The sequence below is a fragment of the Cognatundibacterium aquatile genome, assembly GCF_014699135.1.
GTDB lineage: Bacteria > Pseudomonadota > Gammaproteobacteria > Burkholderiales > Burkholderiaceae_D > Undibacterium > Undibacterium aquatile.
The window spans coordinates 302,325-320,134 of the sequence record NZ_JACOFT010000005.1 but is presented as its reverse complement, the minus strand read 5'-3'; the positions used below and the strand labels follow the sequence as shown (position 1 = coordinate 320,134).

General features: G+C 50.6%; 18 protein-coding genes. 11 read left to right on the top strand and 7 right to left on the bottom strand.

The annotated features are described in order from the left end of the window. The first annotated feature begins 95 nt into the window (after window positions 1-95). The 11 genes from minC (at window position 96) to H8K26_RS14740 (ending at window position 11,540) form a co-directional block, all read left to right on the top strand. Window positions 96-842 carry a septum site-determining protein MinC gene (minC, locus tag H8K26_RS14790; RefSeq protein WP_190480561.1) on the top strand — a complete coding sequence of 249 codons (747 nt, stop codon included), beginning with the start codon at window positions 96-98 and terminating at the stop codon, window positions 840-842. A gap of 43 nt (window positions 843-885) precedes the next feature. Continuing rightward, the gene (minD, locus tag H8K26_RS14785; RefSeq protein ID WP_186884549.1) at window positions 886-1,701 is read left to right on the top strand and encodes a septum site-determining protein MinD; all 816 of its coding nucleotides are present in this window, start codon (window positions 886-888) and stop codon (window positions 1,699-1,701) included. A 2-nt stretch (window positions 1,702-1,703) separates the two neighbouring features. Further along, window positions 1,704-1,967, top strand: a complete 264-nt coding sequence (gene minE, locus H8K26_RS14780) for a cell division topological specificity factor MinE (RefSeq protein ID WP_186884548.1) — start codon at window positions 1,704-1,706, stop codon at window positions 1,965-1,967. Window positions 1,968-2,228: 261 nt separating this feature from the next. Continuing rightward, window positions 2,229-2,921, top strand: a complete 693-nt coding sequence (locus tag H8K26_RS14775; RefSeq protein WP_186884547.1) for a response regulator transcription factor — start codon at window positions 2,229-2,231, stop codon at window positions 2,919-2,921. Between the two features lie 70 nt (window positions 2,922-2,991). Continuing rightward, window positions 2,992-4,686, top strand: a complete 1,695-nt coding sequence (locus H8K26_RS14770; RefSeq protein WP_190480558.1) for a FecR family protein — start codon at window positions 2,992-2,994, stop codon at window positions 4,684-4,686. A 10-nt stretch (window positions 4,687-4,696) separates the two neighbouring features. Beyond that, window positions 4,697-7,105 carry a CHASE2 domain-containing protein gene (locus H8K26_RS14765; RefSeq protein ID WP_190480556.1) on the top strand — a complete coding sequence of 803 codons (2,409 nt, stop codon included), beginning with the start codon at window positions 4,697-4,699 and terminating at the stop codon, window positions 7,103-7,105. A 79-nt stretch (window positions 7,106-7,184) separates the two neighbouring features. Then, window positions 7,185-8,471 carry a glutamyl-tRNA reductase gene (hemA, locus tag H8K26_RS14760; RefSeq protein ID WP_190480554.1) on the top strand — a complete coding sequence of 429 codons (1,287 nt, stop codon included), beginning with the start codon at window positions 7,185-7,187 and terminating at the stop codon, window positions 8,469-8,471. Window positions 8,472-8,576: 105 nt separating this feature from the next. Beyond that, window positions 8,577-9,656 (top strand): peptide chain release factor 1, encoded by a 1,080-nt coding sequence (gene prfA / locus H8K26_RS14755; RefSeq protein ID WP_190480552.1) that lies wholly within the window; start codon window positions 8,577-8,579, stop codon window positions 9,654-9,656. Window positions 9,657-9,782: 126 nt separating this feature from the next. After that, window positions 9,783-10,283: a disulfide bond formation protein B gene (locus H8K26_RS14750; RefSeq protein WP_186884542.1), complete on the top strand. Its 501-nt coding sequence runs from the start codon at window positions 9,783-9,785 to the stop codon at window positions 10,281-10,283. Next, window positions 10,283-11,110 (top strand): peptide chain release factor N(5)-glutamine methyltransferase, encoded by an 828-nt coding sequence (gene prmC / locus H8K26_RS14745; RefSeq protein ID WP_190480550.1) that lies wholly within the window; start codon window positions 10,283-10,285, stop codon window positions 11,108-11,110. The genes H8K26_RS14750 and prmC overlap by 1 nt, the downstream gene beginning before the upstream one ends. Before the next feature lie 16 nt (window positions 11,111-11,126). After that, the gene (locus H8K26_RS14740; RefSeq protein WP_190480548.1) at window positions 11,127-11,540 is read left to right on the top strand and encodes a GNAT family N-acetyltransferase; all 414 of its coding nucleotides are present in this window, start codon (window positions 11,127-11,129) and stop codon (window positions 11,538-11,540) included. A gap of 90 nt (window positions 11,541-11,630) precedes the next feature. Here the strand turns inward: H8K26_RS14740 and H8K26_RS17900 are convergent, their stop codons facing one another. From H8K26_RS17900 to H8K26_RS14710, 7 genes are all read right to left on the bottom strand, one after another. Continuing rightward, entirely contained in the window at window positions 11,631-11,759 is a 129-nt protein-coding gene (locus H8K26_RS17900) for a hypothetical protein (RefSeq protein ID WP_255422883.1), read from the bottom strand. Window positions 11,760-11,890: 131 nt separating this feature from the next. Then, window positions 11,891-12,343, bottom strand: coding sequence for a lysozyme inhibitor LprI family protein (locus H8K26_RS14735; RefSeq protein WP_190480546.1), 453 nt, complete (start codon window positions 12,341-12,343; stop codon window positions 11,891-11,893). A gap of 325 nt (window positions 12,344-12,668) precedes the next feature. Further along, window positions 12,669-13,493 carry a penicillin-binding protein activator LpoB gene (locus H8K26_RS14730; RefSeq protein ID WP_190480544.1) on the bottom strand — a complete coding sequence of 275 codons (825 nt, stop codon included), beginning with the start codon at window positions 13,491-13,493 and terminating at the stop codon, window positions 12,669-12,671. Between the two features lie 53 nt (window positions 13,494-13,546). Continuing rightward, window positions 13,547-14,161 carry a penicillin-binding protein activator LpoB gene (gene lpoB / locus H8K26_RS14725; RefSeq protein ID WP_186897780.1) on the bottom strand — a complete coding sequence of 205 codons (615 nt, stop codon included), beginning with the start codon at window positions 14,159-14,161 and terminating at the stop codon, window positions 13,547-13,549. Window positions 14,162-14,206: 45 nt separating this feature from the next. Then, window positions 14,207-14,602 carry a YcfL family putative periplasmic lipoprotein gene (locus H8K26_RS14720; protein WP_186884536.1) on the bottom strand — a complete coding sequence of 132 codons (396 nt, stop codon included), beginning with the start codon at window positions 14,600-14,602 and terminating at the stop codon, window positions 14,207-14,209. 70 nt (window positions 14,603-14,672) lie between these two features. Next, entirely contained in the window at window positions 14,673-16,166 is a 1,494-nt protein-coding gene (locus H8K26_RS14715; protein WP_186884535.1) for a hypothetical protein, read from the bottom strand. A gap of 263 nt (window positions 16,167-16,429) precedes the next feature. Further along, window positions 16,430-17,557 (bottom strand): serine aminopeptidase domain-containing protein, encoded by a 1,128-nt coding sequence (locus tag H8K26_RS14710; protein WP_190480542.1) that lies wholly within the window; start codon window positions 17,555-17,557, stop codon window positions 16,430-16,432. Window positions 17,558-17,810 lie beyond the last annotated feature (253 nt).

The following is a 17,810-nucleotide window of genomic DNA, read 5'->3' as shown; positions in this document are numbered from 1 at the left end:
TACCTGCCGAAACGCGTATCGATATCCTGCGGATGATTTCCTGACCACAAAATAATGATACGCTGGCGACTGCCTTTCCTTTTCTGATGAATGCCATGCAAAACAGTCTGACGCGTAAGCCCATAGAAATAAAAATTTCCACCGTTGTCGCTGTCGCTGTATTGCTGCATGAAGCGTCCACTCCTGCGCTGGAAGCTGCCTTAAAGGAAATGACCACTGGTTCACCGGATTTTTTTGACGATGAATTCGCAGTCATTGACGTTGAAAGCATCGCTGCAGAAACCGTTGACTGGGATGCGCTGATCCCACTATTCAAAGCGCATGGCTTGCATCCGGTCGCGGTTCGCAATGCGCGCGAAGAGGATTATGCGATCATCCGTTCACATGGTTTAAGTATTGATGTGGTAAGCAAACCACGCCACGAACCAGAAGTGATCGCAGCGCAAGCCGAAGTACCGGCACCGGCAGCAAAAGCTGAACCACAAGTAATTATCCGCAATAATCCGGCAATGGTGATCGATACGCCAGTACGCGCTGGTCAGCGTATTTATGCCCGCGGCGCAGACCTGATTATTACAGCCTCAGTCAATAACGGCGCGGAAGTTATCGCCGACGGCAGCATCCATATTTACTCTACGCTGCGCGGACGCGCATTAGCTGGCGCTACCGGCAATACGGAAGCAAGAATTTTTGCTCTGCAAATGGAACCGGAACTGGTGTCGATTGCCGGCATCTACCGGACATTTGAAAATGGCTTCCCGGATTTGCAGGCACAACATCCCGCACAAGTAAGGCTGATTGGTGACAGTATTGAAGTATCATCAGTAAAAACGGTCGGATAACGCCCTATATTTCAGTTATTTCGAATAGAAAAAGGAGTTTTTTGTGGCAAGAATCATTGTTGTAACATCCGGCAAGGGCGGCGTAGGAAAAACCACCTCCAGCGCAAGTTTTGCCTCAGGTCTGGCAATGCGCGGGCATAAAACAGCCGTACTGGATTTTGACGTCGGTCTGCGCAATCTGGATCTGATCATGGGTTGCGAACGCCGCGTGGTCTATGATCTGGTGAATGTCATCAGCGGTGAAGCAACCCTGAATCAGGCATTAATCAAGGATAAGCATTGCGATAACCTGTTCATACTGCCCGCCTCACAGACCAGAGATAAAGATGCACTGACAGAAGAAGGTGTTGAGCGCGTGCTGAATGATCTGGCAAAAATGGACTTTGAATTCATCGTCTGCGACTCACCAGCGGGTATCGAACGCGGTGCCGTCATGGCGCTGACATTTGCTGACGAAGCAATCGTTGTTACCAACCCTGAAGTGTCTTCAGTACGTGATTCTGACCGTATCCTCGGCATCATTCAGGCGAAGTCTAAACGCGCACAAGCAGGCGGCGAGCCAGTCAAAGAACATTTACTGATCACACGCTATTCACCAAAACGTGTTGAAGCCGGTGAAATGCTGTCGTATACCGATGTACAGGAAATTTTACGTATCCCTCTGATTGGTGTGATCCCGGAATCAGAGGCTGTATTACATGCATCGAATCAGGGTAACCCTGCTATACACATGAAAGGCAGCGATGTCTCTGATGCTTATGAAGATGTGGTCACCCGCTTCCTCGGTCAGGAAGTTCCGTTGCGCTTCATCACTTACGAAAAGCCAGGCTTACTGCAGCGTATTTTCGGAGGTAAATAAACATGGCCTTGCTTTCTTTTTTATTTAATAGCAAACCAAAAACTGCCAATGTGGCAAAAGAACGCTTACAGATCATCATCGCCCGTGAACGCACAGGTCGTGAAGGTTACGATTTTTTGCCCGCGTTGCGCGAGGAGCTGATCGCTGTCATTTCAAAATACACCAAAGTCAGTCCGGAGGACATTACCGTCTCTCTTGATAAGCAAGGGAATCTTGAAGTACTGGACGTGAATGTTGTTTTGCCTGAATTAGAACTACGTAATTAAACAGTTGAGTCAGCAACTGGATGAGTAACTGAGGCGGACAAGTCTGCAATGCGTTCGCCTTGAATGAATCAGATCGGTGTTTCACATCACTTAACGAGGTAATGCTTAAAGAAGAATGATCGATGCGGTAATAAAGAAATAAATTTCGTTGCAAATGTTATTTTTACGGGTTACATTTTTTAACAAATTTCATTTTTCTTACTTGCTTTCGATATAATGATAAGACCCTGTTCAATTGCCAGACATTAACGATAACTATCCATGAGAATCGCTGTACTTGACGACGACAATAATCTGCTGGAGCTGGTCTGCACTATTTTGAATGCGGCTGGTCATACATGTCATCCTTTTTTAAGCGGCAAAGAAATGCTGCATCAGCTGCGTCGCGAAAGCTACGATATGCTGATACTGGACTGGCAGGTTCCCGATCTGAATGGCACTGAAATTCTGCACTGGGTGCGGGAAAAGCTCTCACCAACGCTGCCGGTTTTGTTTATGACCAGTCGCTCAGGTGAAGACGACATCGTCGCTGGCCTCGCTGCTGGTGCAGACGACTACATGATCAAACCTATCCGCCGCAGTGAACTGGTGGCCAGGGTGCAGGCGCTGTTGCGCCGGGCGTATCCGACGCAGACGGCGTCAGAACATCTGCAATTCGGCATCTACAAGTTTGAGACGCGCGCTGGTCGTGTCAGCGTTAACGATCAGCCGGTAGAAATGACGCAAAAAGAGTTCGATCTCGCGCTGCTGTTATTCCGCAATCTCGGTCGCCCCTTATCCCGCGCATACATACTGGAAGCGGTCTGGTCGCGCGATGTCGATATTCCGTCCAGAACCATGGACACTCATATCTCCAGGGTGCGCAGCAAACTGGAATTGAGGCCTGAAAACGGCTACAGGCTGGCACCTGTTTATAGTTATGGCTACAGACTAGAACAGGTTACAGCAGAATAAATTTCCGGGTCAGCATAGTCTGACCCGGTTTGCATTTAATGCACAGAATTTTGATACATAGGATATGCGCATGAGTTCAGGCTCACCTACACTCCGTCGGCAATTATCAGTCTGCACTCTGCTTGCGGTTTTTCTTACCTACTCCCCGCTGTTGCTGGCGGCAAAAGTCACCGGCGAACCTGGCAGCATCGCGGCCACACCACCGGACATGACCTATTTCGCTTTACAAGGCGACACCTTAACTGGCATCGCAAAGCGATTTACTAATAAATCCCAAAACTGGGAAGTGCTCAGCAAACGCAATCATATTGCCGATGACAGGGCCATCCCCATCGGCACAGCGATCCTGATCCCGGCGGATCTGTTACCGGAAGAAGCAAGTGAAGCCCGTGTTGTTGCATTGGCAGGCAACCCGACGTTTAAAACAGTCGATGGTACAGAAACAGCTTTGTCCATCGGGACTGTGGTGAAAGAAGGAACCAGCATCACCACCGGAAAAAACGGCTTTCTGACTCTGGCGTTTCCGGACGAATCGCGCGTGTCCATTCCGTCGAATAGCCAGGTCAGCTTGAGTAAATTACGCAAAACAAAGTACGTCGCCAGTCCCAGAACTGAGATTTCTTTATCTGAAGGAAAAGTCGAATCCCGCGTCACCAGTCTTTCAAGTAACAAAGGACGTTTTGAAGTACGCTCGCCTCTGGCGGTTGCGGGTGTGCGCGGTACACATTTCCGCGTTGGCATCAACCCTGACGGTACCGCGAATGAAGTTCTGGAAGGTGGTGTTGCGGTCGGAACGGGTAACAAAAAGACGAACGAACTGATACTGCCAGCGGGCAAAGGAAACATCGTCGGCGCAAATGGTGTCGGAAAAGCCGTTGATTTGCTGCCGCCGCCGGTATTAGAAGCTGGTTATGCAATTCAAACGCGCCCCACCGTGCAGTTCATCGCGCAGAAATCCGCGGTGACCGCCGCGTATCGGGTGCAGATTGCCAGAGATGCACAGGCCTTGGATGTCCTCGCAGAGAACCGTTTCAAAGAAAATCGCTTCAAATTTGATGGACTGGAAGACGGCCAGTATTTTGTCCGCCTGACGGCAATTGATGCACTGGGGCTGGAGGGCTTGCCACTCACTACAGCTTTCACTCTGAAAGCAAGACCAGAGCCACCATTCTCGATACAACCCAAAAATAAAGTGCGGGCGGCCAGTGTTGACTTCACATGGACAGAAGCGGCGCACGCCTACGCTTACCATTTGCAAGTCGCGAAAGACGCAGCGTTCAAAAACATTATTCTGGATCAGGCAGACATCAAGGATGTGCAATTCTCCAGCGCATTGCCACAAGGAGAATATTTCTGGCGCATTGCGACTGTCATACAAAAAAATGGCCAATTTGATCAGGGGCCGTACGGCGATATACAGAGCTTCCAAAAATTGCCGCCACAAGCAGCAGCCTCTTTCAGCGATTCTCAGAGCAAGCAAATTTCTTTCAACTGGACAGCAGAACCGGGGCAAAAATTCCTGATTCAAATCGCACTTGATGCAGAATTTAAACGACTGTATTTATCACAGGAATCAGATCAGGCTGAGCTGAAAATTCCACGCCCGACGGCCGGTGAATACTATATCCGTGTCCGTGCGACGGATGCCGATGGCTACGTTGGTGCCTTCTCCGCCACACAGAAGATCACCATCCAGTCGCGCTGGACGACAAGTGATGGCGAGGCAATCAATAGTGGCAGCGGCGCCATTCGCAGTGGATTTTAACGGCTAAGGTATGGCAACCAGATATATACAGGTGGAGCGCATCGCGTTTCGCGAGTGGCTGATACTAAGTCTGCTGCTTTGTATTCTGACTGTTGCTCTGGTTAACTTTAAAAGCCTGGAACGGCTGGATATGGTTGCCTACGATCGCTACATGCAGATCAACAGCCGCGAAGCGCGTGACGACATTCTGATTGTGGCGATTGATGATTACAGCCTGAGTGAGCTGGGGAAATGGCCCTGGCCACGGCAACGGCATGCGGAACTGTTAAAGCACATCAATGCGGCAACACCGGCCGCTATTGGTATGGATATTCTGTTGACGGAAGCAGAATATCCACAGGCCGGCAATCAGATCAACGGTGACCAACTGCTGGCGGATGCTATCGCTCAGAGCAACAAGGTCGTTTTACCCTTGGTCTCACAAAATGGCGGAAAAGGTTTGGTAGCTGCGCGCCCCATTCCCCTGCTGGCAAATGCGGCACGGCAGATCAGCCACATCCATATCGAACTCGACAAAGACGGCGTGGCACGCAGTGTCTTTCTGCGTGAAGGATCACGAGGCGAATGGTGGCCTCACTTTGCACTTGCGTTAAAAGATGTTGCGCAAAACACTGCTTACGGTACCGAAAAATATCTGCCGGGAGAAAGACTGCCCGTGCGGTTGCGCAAAGAAAATAATCAGGCCGACCTGTGGCAGCGTGATTACCAGATGCATATTCCGTTTTACGGCAGCAGCGGACATTTTAAATCCGTGCCGTATGTGTCAGTGCTACGCGGCGAAGTTCCCGCAGAGTTCTTAAAAAATAAGTATATTCTGATTGGTCCAACGGCGTTGGGCATGGCCGATTCATTTCCGACACCGGTATCAGGCAACGACGGCACCATCTCAGGAATTGAAATCAATGCCAATATTCTGGCCAGCCTGCTGGATGAACGTGCCATTGATTTTGCTCCAGCCTGGCAGGTGGCTTTATACAACCTGTTGTTGTTGCTGGCGGCACTGATCTCTTATCAGTTACTGTCACCAAGAAAAGCCTTGCTACTGACTATTCTGTTTATCTTCGGTGCTGCCGCAGGCAGTTTCCTTGCCATGCGCTATGCAGGCAAATGGATATCACCGTCAACTTCATTGCTGGCCTTAATCATTGCCTACCCGGTGTGGAGCTGGCGCAGGCTGGAGGCAGCGATTAAGTATCTGGGCGAAGAATTTACTCTTCTTGAAAAAGAGCCGCATCTGCTGCCAGAATTTATTGATGACGAAGAAGAAAAAAGCGCGCCAGTTCTGACAGATACGCTGGAACAAAGTATCAATGCCGTGCGCGTCGCTGCCGACAGAGTTCGTGACTTACGCCAATTCGTCAGCGACAGTCTGGCCAGCTTGCCAGATGCGACACTGGTGACCACCACCGATGGTAATGTTTTACTCTCTAATCCGCCGGCACTCAGTTATTTTGCCAGTCAGGGATTACCCAAAGTGAACGATTCCCTGCTGCCGTATTTATTCGCCCGAATGTCTGCGCCAATGGAGTCTGACGAAAATCAGACGGGTAGTTTCAGTTGGTGGAATCTGCTGGATCTCAAACATACGGCACGCATGAAGCAAGGCGTCGAAGTCAGGGATCCGCAGGGTCAGGATTTACTGATCAAAAGCGCCCCTTGTTACAGCGCCAGCCAGCAACTGGTCGGCTGGATAGTCAGTATTATCAATATCACCGCCATCCGCGCCGCCGAGCGCAGCCGCGATGAAACCCTGCATTTCATCTCGCACGACATGCGCGCGCCGCAAGCATCAATACTTGCTTTGCTGGAAATGCAACAGGATGATGCAACCGCGTTGCCGCAGGCGGAATTTATTTCCCGGATTGATAAAGCCTCACGCATCACGCTGGGGCTGGCCGATAATTTCGTCCAGTTGGCTCGCGCCGAATCGCAGGATTACCGTTTTGAAGAGCTTGATTTACAGACGGTGTTGCTGGATGCGACGGAAGAAATGTGGTCGCTGGCCAAGAGTAAAAACATACGCATCAAGTGCACGATACCCGATGGAGAATATCCGATTCGCGCCGACCGCTCACTGTTCACGCGGGTTCTGACGAATCTGCTGTCGAATGCCGTCAAATACAGTCCGCGCGACACCATCATTAGCTGCACACTGGCCTATGAACAACATCTGGCTGGGGCAAATATCGTCTGTAGCATCAGCGATCAGGGTTACGGCATACCGCGCGCGGAACAAAGCAAATTATTTCAACGCTTTCAACGCTTCAACAGCACCGATCAACCCAAAAATGATGGAATAGGACTGGGCATGGTGTTTGTGAAAGCGGTTCTCGATCGCCATCATGCACAGATCGATTTCAGCAGTGCACCGAATGAAGGTACCACTTTCAATATCAGATTGCCATCAAGCACCATTTGAGCTACATCAAGCCCATCCGGACGGAAATTAATGCCGCCAACGCGTTATAATGATGGTCTGATCTTACGCCCCACATCGCATGCAACTGACTGCTGTTGGACTCAACCACACGACTGCGCCGCTCTCGCTGCGCGAGAAAGTCGCATTCTCGCCTGAACAAATAGGTCAGGCGGTGGTGGCTGCACGTGCATGGTTTGGCAACAACGCAGCAAACTCCACGCATTCGTATGGCAATGAAGCGGCGATTTTATCGACCTGCAACCGCACTGAGTTGTATGCAGCTTGTGCCGCAGCAAATCCGGTCGACGCTACTGCACATTTTCTGGCAGATTTTCATCAGTTGCCTTACGCGGATTTACGCCCGCATCTCTACACGCTGCCACAAGACAATGCCGTCCGTCATGCGTTCCGCGTTGCTTCCGGCCTGGATTCCATGGTGCTGGGCGAGCCGCAAATTCTGGGGCAAATGAAAGATGCGGTACGTCAGGCAGAAGCTGCCGGTGGTCTTGGCACCTATCTGCACCAGATGTTTCAACGTACTTTTGCGGTCGCCAAAGAAGTTCGCAGCACCACGGAAATCGGTGCGCACAGCGTCTCTATGGCTGCAGCAGCGGTGCGCTTGTCTCAGCGTATTTTTGACAAAATTGCCGATCAACATGTGCTGTTTATCGGCGCAGGTGAAATGATAGAACTCTGCGCCACGCATTTCGCGGCGCAAAATCCAAAATCCCTGACCATCGCCAATCGCACCTTGGAACGTGGCGAAGTCCTTGCCCATCGCTTTAATGGTAAAGCGATCCGCCTTGCTGACTTACCGCAACAACTGGCACAGTTCGACATCATCGTCTCCTGCACTGCATCCTCATTGCCGATCATAGGATTGGGTCTGGTCGAGCGTGTTGTCAAAGCGCGTAAACATCGTCCTGTATTCATGGTTGATCTGGCCGTGCCACGCGATATTGAACCGGAAGTCGGCAAACTCGATGACGTGTTTTTATACACGGTGGATGATCTCGGCAGCGTGGTGCAGACCGGCATAGAAAGCCGTCAGGCAGCCGTCGCGCAGGCAGAAGCGATTATCGAAACGCGGGTGCAGTCTTTTATGCACTGGATCGATGGCCGTGCGGTGGTGCCCGTGATTCAGGACTTGCATGAAAGCAGCGAACAACTCCGCCTGATGGAACTCGAACGCGCACGTAAAATGCTGGCGCGCGGTGATGACATCGACGCTGTGCTGGAAGCGCTTTCCAAAGGTATTACAGCCAAATTCCTGCATGGCCCGCAACAGGCATTGCATCAGGCCAGTGGCGATGAACGGGCACGTCTGGCGAGCTTGTTGCCGCAATTATTCCGCACCAAGCGTTAGCGGATTCTGCTTTTCTTTCTGATGCAGACTCTCTGCGTCATCTTCTCGGTGACTGTTTTCAAGCCTGAAGCAGTTCCCTCCGGATTCACCTACTACTCTTCCCGTATGAAACCATCAATGCTCTCCAAGCTGGATCAGCTGGCTGAACGTCTCGACGAAGTTGGTCACCTGCTGATGCAGGAAGGCGCCACCAATGACATGGACAATTACCGCAAACTCAACCGTGAGCATGCGGAATTAGACCCCCTCGTCGCTCTCTACAAAAACTATCAGCAGGCACAAGCCGATCTGGGCGAAGCACAGGAAATGCTCAACGATCCCGACATGAAAGCATTTGCGCAAGATGAGATAGAAGCCGCAAAAGAAAAAATGCAAACGTTGGAAGCCGATCTGCAAAAAATGCTGCTGCCGAAAGACCCCAACGATGAACGTAACATCTTGTTGGAAATCCGCGCCGGCACCGGCGGTGACGAAGCTGCCTTGTTTGCCGGTGATTTATTGCGCATGTACACCCGTTTCGCTGAACGTAACCGCTGGCAAGTAGAGATGATGTCGGAGTCGCCTTCTGAGCTTGGCGGCTACAAAGAAGTGATCGTGCGTATCGCCGGTCTGGGTGCGTATTCCAAGCTGAAATTTGAATCCGGCGGACATCGAGTGCAACGCGTTCCGGCGACAGAAACGCAAGGCCGTATCCATACTTCCGCCTGTACCGTCGCCGTGATGCCTGAAGCGGATGAGCTCGCCGACGTGATCATCAACAATGCCGATCTGCGTATCGACACTTTCCGCGCCAGCGGTGCCGGCGGGCAGCACATTAATAAAACTGATTCTGCTGTGCGCCTGACGCATATTCCTACCGGTATCGTGGTCGAATGTCAGGATGGCCGCAGCCAACATCAGAATAAGGCGCAGGCGATGCGGGTGCTGGCCACCAGGATCATGGATGGTCAGTTAAGAGAGAAACAGGCGAAAGAGGCAGCAACCCGTAAGAGCCTGATCGGTTCCGGCGACCGCAGTGAGCGCATACGCACTTACAATTATCCGCAAGGCCGCATGACTGATCACCGCATCAATCTGACCTTGTATAAACTCGATTTCATTATGGATGGCGATCTGACCGAACTGAGCAATGCCCTGATTGCAGAACACCAGGCTGAACTCCTTGCGGAACTTGGAGACGATTAAACTATCCAAGTCACGGTACCAACAGCGCCAGCAACACCAGCATTCCATACTATTTAGTTTCTTATAAACATGAGGCTTTAAATAGCGTGTAAGCTGGCATCCGCTTTCATTTTACGAATGACCTACATGCGTTCCTCTAAATTCGTCTTACTCGGCATCTCTGCCACCTGCCTGCTACTGATAGCGGTTGCCCTCTATCTGCAAATCGTTGAGCTGATGCTGCCTTGTCCCTTATGCGTCTTCCAGCGTTACGCATTCCTTGCCATCGCGCTGTTCAGCCTGATCGCTGCGTTTCTTCCTGCCGATGCGCGCCGTTACGGCATAGGTCTCGCAGGTTTATCAGCATTCGGCGGCATCGGCATCGCAGGCAAACATCTGTATGTCTTGTCGAATCCTACGCTTTCCTGCGGTATCGATCCGCTGGAAACCGGGCTCAACAAAATCTTCTTGTCGGAATGGTTTCCTATCCTGTTCCGTGCAGACGGTTTGTGTGAAACACCGTATCCACCGATCTTCGGTCTGGCGATTCCGACCTGGGCCATGATCTGGTTTGTTATTTTCAGTCTCACGCTGATCGTACTGTTTTTTCAAAAACAAAAAACCGGCATGTTCGGAAAGCGTCACTGATGACAGCAGGACAACCGCTCAGCATTGCCGATCATGAGCGCTTGTCGCCGCTGGACAAGCTGGAAACACGCATGTTGCTCATGCATGTGACTGGCTTTAGCCGCATACAACTGATTACCCGCTCGGACTATCAGCTCAGCGCGCAGCAAATGTCTCAGTTCGTCGAATTGCAGCAACGTCGTTTAGCTGGCGAGCCCATCGCGTACCTGACCGGTGAACGTGAGTTTTTCGGTCTGCCCTTTTATACCTCACCAGCAGTATTGATCCCACGACCCGATACAGAATTGCTGGTGGAACTCGGTTTGCAATTCGCACCGCAAAACTCCAGCCTACTCGATCTCGGCACAGGTTCCGGTGCGATTGCGATTGCGATTGCCCACGAACGCCAGGATCTGGATGTCTGCGCGGTCGATATCAGCACTGAGGCACTTGCGGTAGCAAACAAAAATGCCGCGCGTTTGCTGCCGCCTGATCGTCTGCAATTGCTGCACAGCGACTGGTACAGTGCGCTTACGGGCAAGGTATTTCAGACCATCGTCAGCAACCCGCCCTACATCGTCAAAGATGACCCACATCTGAGCCAGGGCGATCTGCGCTTTGAACCCATTAATGCCCTCACCGATCACGCAGACGGCCTCAGCGCTTACCGGCACATCGTCAGCGGCGCGCATATGCATCTTGCGCCACAAGGCTGGCTGCTGATGGAACATGGTTACCATCAGGCCGAGGATGTGCGCGCTTTGTTAAACGGCGCGGGCTACACGCAAGTACAAAGCTGGCGCGACCTCGCTGGTATAGAACGTGTTACAGGCGGACAACGCAGCTGATCGGAAAAGAATTTTTATGCACATTACGACAGATAAAACCGCGCTCGACATTGCGCTGATACACGATTTTTTATCCACGACCTCACCGTGGGCGCAAGGGATTCCGCTGGAAACGGTACAACGTTCAATTGAGCATTCCCTGTGCTTTGGCGGATTTATTGATGGCAAACAAATCGCGTTTGCCAGGGTAGTCACAGACCATGCCACATTCGCCTATCTGATGGATGTGTTTGTCTTGCCGGATTTCCGTGGCCAAGGTCATAGCCGCCATCTGCTGGAAGTGATACAAGATCATCCTGATCTGCAAAACATACGCCGCTTCATACTGGTCAGTAGCTCGGCACGCGGCCTGTATGAAAAATTTGGTTTCCGCTCACCGGCAACACCAGAAAATTTTATGGAAATTCATCGGCCCGATATTTATCGCTGATATATATCGCGGATATTGATCGCTAACATTGACCGGCGAAAAAAAACGATGCTGTTCAACACATCGTTTTTTTTGCTCAAGTCAACGCGGTTATGCGCGCGGTGTCCAGGGAATAACAGCATTCGCTACTTTCTTCGCTTCCTTTGCTGCCTTTTTTTCTTTAGGAGTGGATGAGGCCTGCTTCTTGGTTTCTTTATTGCTCTTGGTAACTTTGCTCATGATCTGACTCCGGGTAAGCACCCGCGTATGCAAGTGAAGATTCAGTATAGGCCATCATGACCACGGACGTTGCCTATTTCATGCATGGCGCGACTACAATCGCTGCAAAGCATCTGCGCCATAAAGAAACATTATTTCCGGGGATCGCGAAGAACCGGCTCAGCAGAACCAAAATACCTTAAATACGAAATCCATATTTCGTCAATGCGCTCGTCATACAGTCGCAACCGGCACTCGGCAGAATCGCGTATCCGGGCAGTACCTTGCTCACGGCTGTACAGATAGTCGCAATGCTTTCGCAGATACTGTTCCCACATCTGCTGTGATTCGGCTAATTCCTCGGCGTTGCCGCCGTATATTTTTATATCCTGCTTCTGCGCTGCCAGATAGTACTTTTTAAATTGAGCCTCTTTCAAATCAAGCTGATGACTGAAGCACTCAGCCTCTGCCTGATAGCCCTTCATATCAACGCATACAGGGACATATCGATCTGCCCCAGCGGCATTCGCGGCATTACCAACATTTGCGGCAAGCGCAAAAATAGCGAAGAAGAACAGCTGTGCAAACGGTTTACGTTTCATCATTCAATCACCTATTCAAAAAAATTCAGACAGACATTTCCAGCAACCCGGCGCATAAAATAAACATCTCGCGCAGATCAGCTATGCGACTGGCCAGGTGTTCAGTGACGGCACCAGCCTGTCATTTGGCATCAAATATACTCCCCGGAGTATATTTTAAAGCCCTTATTTCATAAGGAGATGATGGAATTTTTTGCTTATACTCCCCTAAAAATGCTATTTCACGCAACAATTTCACACAAAATATTACGCAGTTTCGCGGATGGAAGTGACATAAAAAAGCCAGCATTTCTGCTGGCTTTTCAGTTACTAAAACAGCGATGACCGATTAACGATACACCGTCACTGGTTCTGTATTTTGTACTGGCACTGCAGGTACCACTGGCTGACCATTGACATTCGCCGGACGGTTCGCGCCGCGTGGCAAACCGAACTGCACCATCAGCTCGTTATAGGCGGCATCTGCCAGACTGCGTGACGTTTCCTGCATGACCTTGCCGCGATTGAAGACAACGCGATCACCGGCACGGCTGATGATCTTAGTATCAACACCGGAACCACTCGCGCTGAAAGCCGCTTTGACCTCATAGGTTTTGGTATTAATCAGGCTGAAATCGGCCACCAGATCGAGTGACAGGCTGGCTGTCATCGAATTCCCGTATTGCAGTTGATTGCTTTCCTGACGGAACTGGATATTGCTGACTGTGCCGAACAACACATAATCCGCGCCGGGATACATGCCTTGTTTGATACGACCGATGATGTCGTAAATTTTTTCCATCGGTTTACCAACATACGGACGCGCCTGAATCAGATGCACACCACCGCCTTTGATCATCGCGCCTTTTAAATCAGCCGTGTAGGTTTTTAATTCGCCACGATCGATATAGGTGTAAAAACCTTCCGCTTCGTAGTAATTGCTTTCGCTCTTGGCATCGATTTTGCCGCGTTGTGAATAGCTGCGATCGGTTTCGCGTTCGCTGTAGCTACCTTTGACACTGCTTTTGCTGCTGGCAGAAACGACACGGAAATACTCGCTGACTTTTTCTTCGTAAGTCAGATCGGTCACGGCAATTTTCGGTTCTGCTGCCAGCGCGCTGCATGCCGCTGCGGAGCAGAAAACGCCTGCCAGAATTTTTTTCATATTCAACATCTTGCGTCCTTCAGGAGCCGGTTAAAAACCGGTTAAAGATTGATCAGGGCTGATTATTTTTTCGATGTTTTACGGATTTCTTTTTCATCCTGCCATTCGATGGAACCATCTTCGATGTCATACAGTTTCAATGTCATCTTGTAGAACACATCTTTAGTCGTGGAATTTTGTTTGACGATAGAAACGATTTCACCTTCGAGTGAATATTTCGCTGCCGTCATGTTGCCCACTTTTGCTTTACCCTGGGATTTGTACAAGCCACTTTGATTTTGACGTTGCAACTCATCCACGCCTTGCTGCATTTCATCCGCGCTACGTGTGAATTTTACTTTTTTACTTTTCACCAACGCAGTTTGAATACTGTTCATGATCGATTTAGTGTCGATGTATTCGCTGGTTTTATTGCGCACGCCGGCCAGTGTCAGTGTCGGGCGATTTGCCAGTGCCGGATCTTCGAGCAAGGAACCTACCATTTTTTCTGCAATCATTTGCAGATCAGTCGAACCGAATTCATTCGTCACTGTTTCTACCGCTTTGTTGTCGCCATAATTGACCTGACGCGCGAGGCTGACGGTCGGCTGCGATAATTTTGTCTGGCAAGCAGACAGAGAAGTCACGGCCAGAATCATCAGGCACAAAGTAGTCGATAAAGAGGAAATGCGTTTCATAATAACTCCGTAGTTCTGTACAATTTTTTTAAAACAAATCTGTGATTAACGTGGCTCAGCGCTCATTTCGATTTTGAAATCTGTCGCTTGCGGGCCATAGGCTGTGCCTTTGACGAGCTGGCTTTGCTTACCCAGTATCATCAATGGTTTCCAGACTTCGCCGTCGCCAACCTGCATACCGGCCGCATCTGTCCAGCGGAAACGGTAATACACGCGCACATCTTTGGCTGTAGTGTTATACATTTCGGCCTGCACAACCAGCACGTCGTTGCGACGCTGACCGCGCAGATCAGTGACCTGCACACCTTCGAGCGTGCCGCGCACCATTAATTTCGCAGCAATGCCAGGAGAAACTGCATTTGGCACATCTTCGGCCATGACCGGTGCAGCAAAGCAGGCTGCGATGACAGCCGCACAAACGGCAATTTTTTTAGACATCATGGATGATTTTTCCTTAGTAACTTTGTACATCAATTAAATCGACTGGTTTCTGTCGTCTTGCCAGTTTTACTTAGTTAGCACCTGCAGTTGCAGCAGCTGGTTTCACCTGCTTTTGCGCTGCTTTTCTGTTCGCTGGCTTCGTCGGTGCGGCTTTTACCGCTGGCGTTTCCGCTGCGATTTGCGCCGCTGGTGTCACGCTACCGAATTTTGCCAGATCACCGACATAAGTTTTGTTCGGATACAAACGCACTGGCACCACCATGTAACGACCATCAATACTCAGCTTGGTGCTTTCGCCAGGACGACCCGAAAAATTCACATCATATTCGCCCGGTGGTAAAAACGCACGAGCAATAAAGACGCGCTCTGGCAGACTACGCCACATACGATCATCTGCCGGGCCTTCAGTCGCTACCACGGCAATATTAGCAGCCAGACCAGCGAGTGCGCCGAAGTTTTTATTGACCTGATCCTGCACCACACCTTTGGTAATCGCGCGGATCGCAGCGCGGGTGTAAATACCAGGCATTTCATCTTTCAATGCACGACGCGCCATGACGTTGAAATCAGTGATCAATGCCGTTGGCAAAGATTGATTCGCGATATTCACCGAACGGATCACCGCCGCTTCTTTATCCGGCTGGATCACAGGGAAAGTCAGCGATACAGTAACAAGACCGCGTGAGGTTGGCAAAGGCAACGCAAATTTCTGTGACTGACGGGCTGGCGCATTACCGGTTTCGACCACGAACAGGACATCCGTCACGCCTTTTTTGCGGCGGAAGCTGGTGCGTTGATCAAGGCCCTTCAAGCCATCTTCCAGCACCGGCAAATCCGGGCGCAATTCTATCGCCTTGCGATAGCCTGGTGCCGCCAGACCTGGTTCATTCAGGGCTTCGTATACAAAACCTGCGAGGTAATGACTCAGTGCATTCTGATAACCGTTCTTCAGTTTCAGCACTTCAGGGTCATTCAGGGTTTCAACCGGATAACCGTTAATTTCCTTGTTACTGGTTGTTACACCTTTTTCTTTCGCTTCCTTTTCGGCGGACTCTGTTTCTTTGGAACGGAATTCAGCAATCACCGCTTCACGCTCATGCGTGCGTTTGATATCGACGCGGGCAGTATCAAGATCACCCAGATTGATACGATCCATCGCCATCCGTACAGTCAGCATCACTTTTTCGTAATCCTGTCCTTCGTAATCGCGGCTGGCGTCGCCCATGATCGTGGCGCCGATCTGGCCCATCAATTTCTGCGGATTACTTTTAGCGTTTTCTTCCCACTCTTTCACCTTGGTGTCGGCAATCGTCAGCGCATTCAAGCTGTCCTGATAACGCTTACCGATACGCATCAGTTCGCCTTTTTCCAGATTCAGCAATAAATCATTCTGATTAGCACCTTTAGTCTGCTCTTCCACCTGACGGATCGCATCCTCGATCTGCCCGGTTTTAACAACTGCCAGTGAGTTAGAGACTTTGCTGTCGTGGGTTTGCGTTGTAACGCAACCAGTGAGAACCAGAGCAGCAACCAGAGGTGTGAGCGAGAAGGAAGAGAGGCGCATTTAGCTTATATATTTGAGTGTTGAAAAAGGCGGCCGGACTAGCAACATCATTTTTGTAACGATCAGGTACACATCGTACAAAGTGATAAATACTGCCCTGCAAAATAAGGTATTACCAAGGCATGACCAGCATTAAAACGGGAAATTATAAAGAGCGCGTTTGTTTTTGTAATGCTTAAAATTGTTAGCAAAACATACAAAACAACACTTTTTCAAAATTATTATTTTTGCAGCAAATAAACTTTGCTTTTAATCAAACTCCATCACCGGAAGCTGGGCTTCGGATTCTCTTCATCCAGCAACCACTGATCCAGTTGCCACATAAAATCTGGCAGATAATTTTTATGCTCACCACGCAAGCCGTGATCAGCACCGGGATAAACACGCAGTTGCAGATTGCTGCGCCCGGCATCGCCGAACGCTTTTCTCAAGGCGTTTGCCGCTCCCGGCGGAATTAAGGTGTCCGCCTCACCGATACCAACGAAGACCGGCAAGCGAGCGGCGATCAGATTACGCGTCTGATCAACACCAGCGATTTCCGACCAGTAGCGCCAGCTGCGTCCGTGAATACGTGACTGCTCAGGGTCAGCAGGGGAACTTGCCAATGCGCTGGATAAAACATTCCAGCCCTGCTGCATATGCGGATAGATGCCAGCGAGCGCGCGATACGTGGGAATCGCGCTATTTCCCGCATTCGCCAGCAAGGCCAGATGCGTGATGTGCGGCAGATCGCGCGCCAACATCGGCACCAACAGCGGTACCAGCTCTGCACCTTCAGAAATGCCCAACAAAATCACGCGCCGTGGCTGCATGCCTTGTTGTTTGAATTGGCGTAACTGCGCTTGTATGAATGCCCGCTGATCGGCCTGCCATTGGCTCAGATGATCAGCGCGGATAAATGCCTCACTGCATTCGTCGCCGCTGGCCTGATCGCTGATATGGCGCTTCTGCAAAACGCTGATGCGGGTCGCCCCTGATTCACCTTCCAATCCGGTGAAATACTGCGGCAAGTATCGTCCCATGCTACCGCAACCTGCACCGGCGACAACGAAGATCAGATTCACGGGTGCTGCCACGGAGCTCGTCGGCGCAGACACCGCGGTTTCCGCCTGCCACGGCTGTTTATCCCATTGATAAAACAGGGCAACGCCGCCATCGGCAAAGGTGAATGTTGATGGCTGCAATGCGCTGCTGGCGGTTGCTGCCGAAGCTGAAGCTGCCGGTGTGATTGCGGCGATGGCAGCCGTAGAAATGACACGCATATTGTCAGCAGGCGCAGGGGCCGCCAGCGCCGGGCGTATCACCAGCGACAGCGACATCAGCCAAATCAGCAAGCCCGCCGCCAGCCATACAGCGACATGTCTGATCTGTTTGGGAAGGCCAAAAAACATGAAAATCACCTTTAAAATACTCCCCCCAGTATGTGTAAACACCCTTGATTTCATTAAGAGAATAAGCGTAAATCGCCACATACTCCCCCTTTTTTACTTCCTGAGCAGCATTTTTGCGGCACTGCGGGTCATCCTTCCGGGATGCTGCGGGAACCAAGCCACGCCAGAATGCCGACTATTAACCGCAGTCAGAACGACTGTCAAGACTGGCGCAACGCTGCAAATTGCGTATCATCTGCGCCTTCATTGCTTT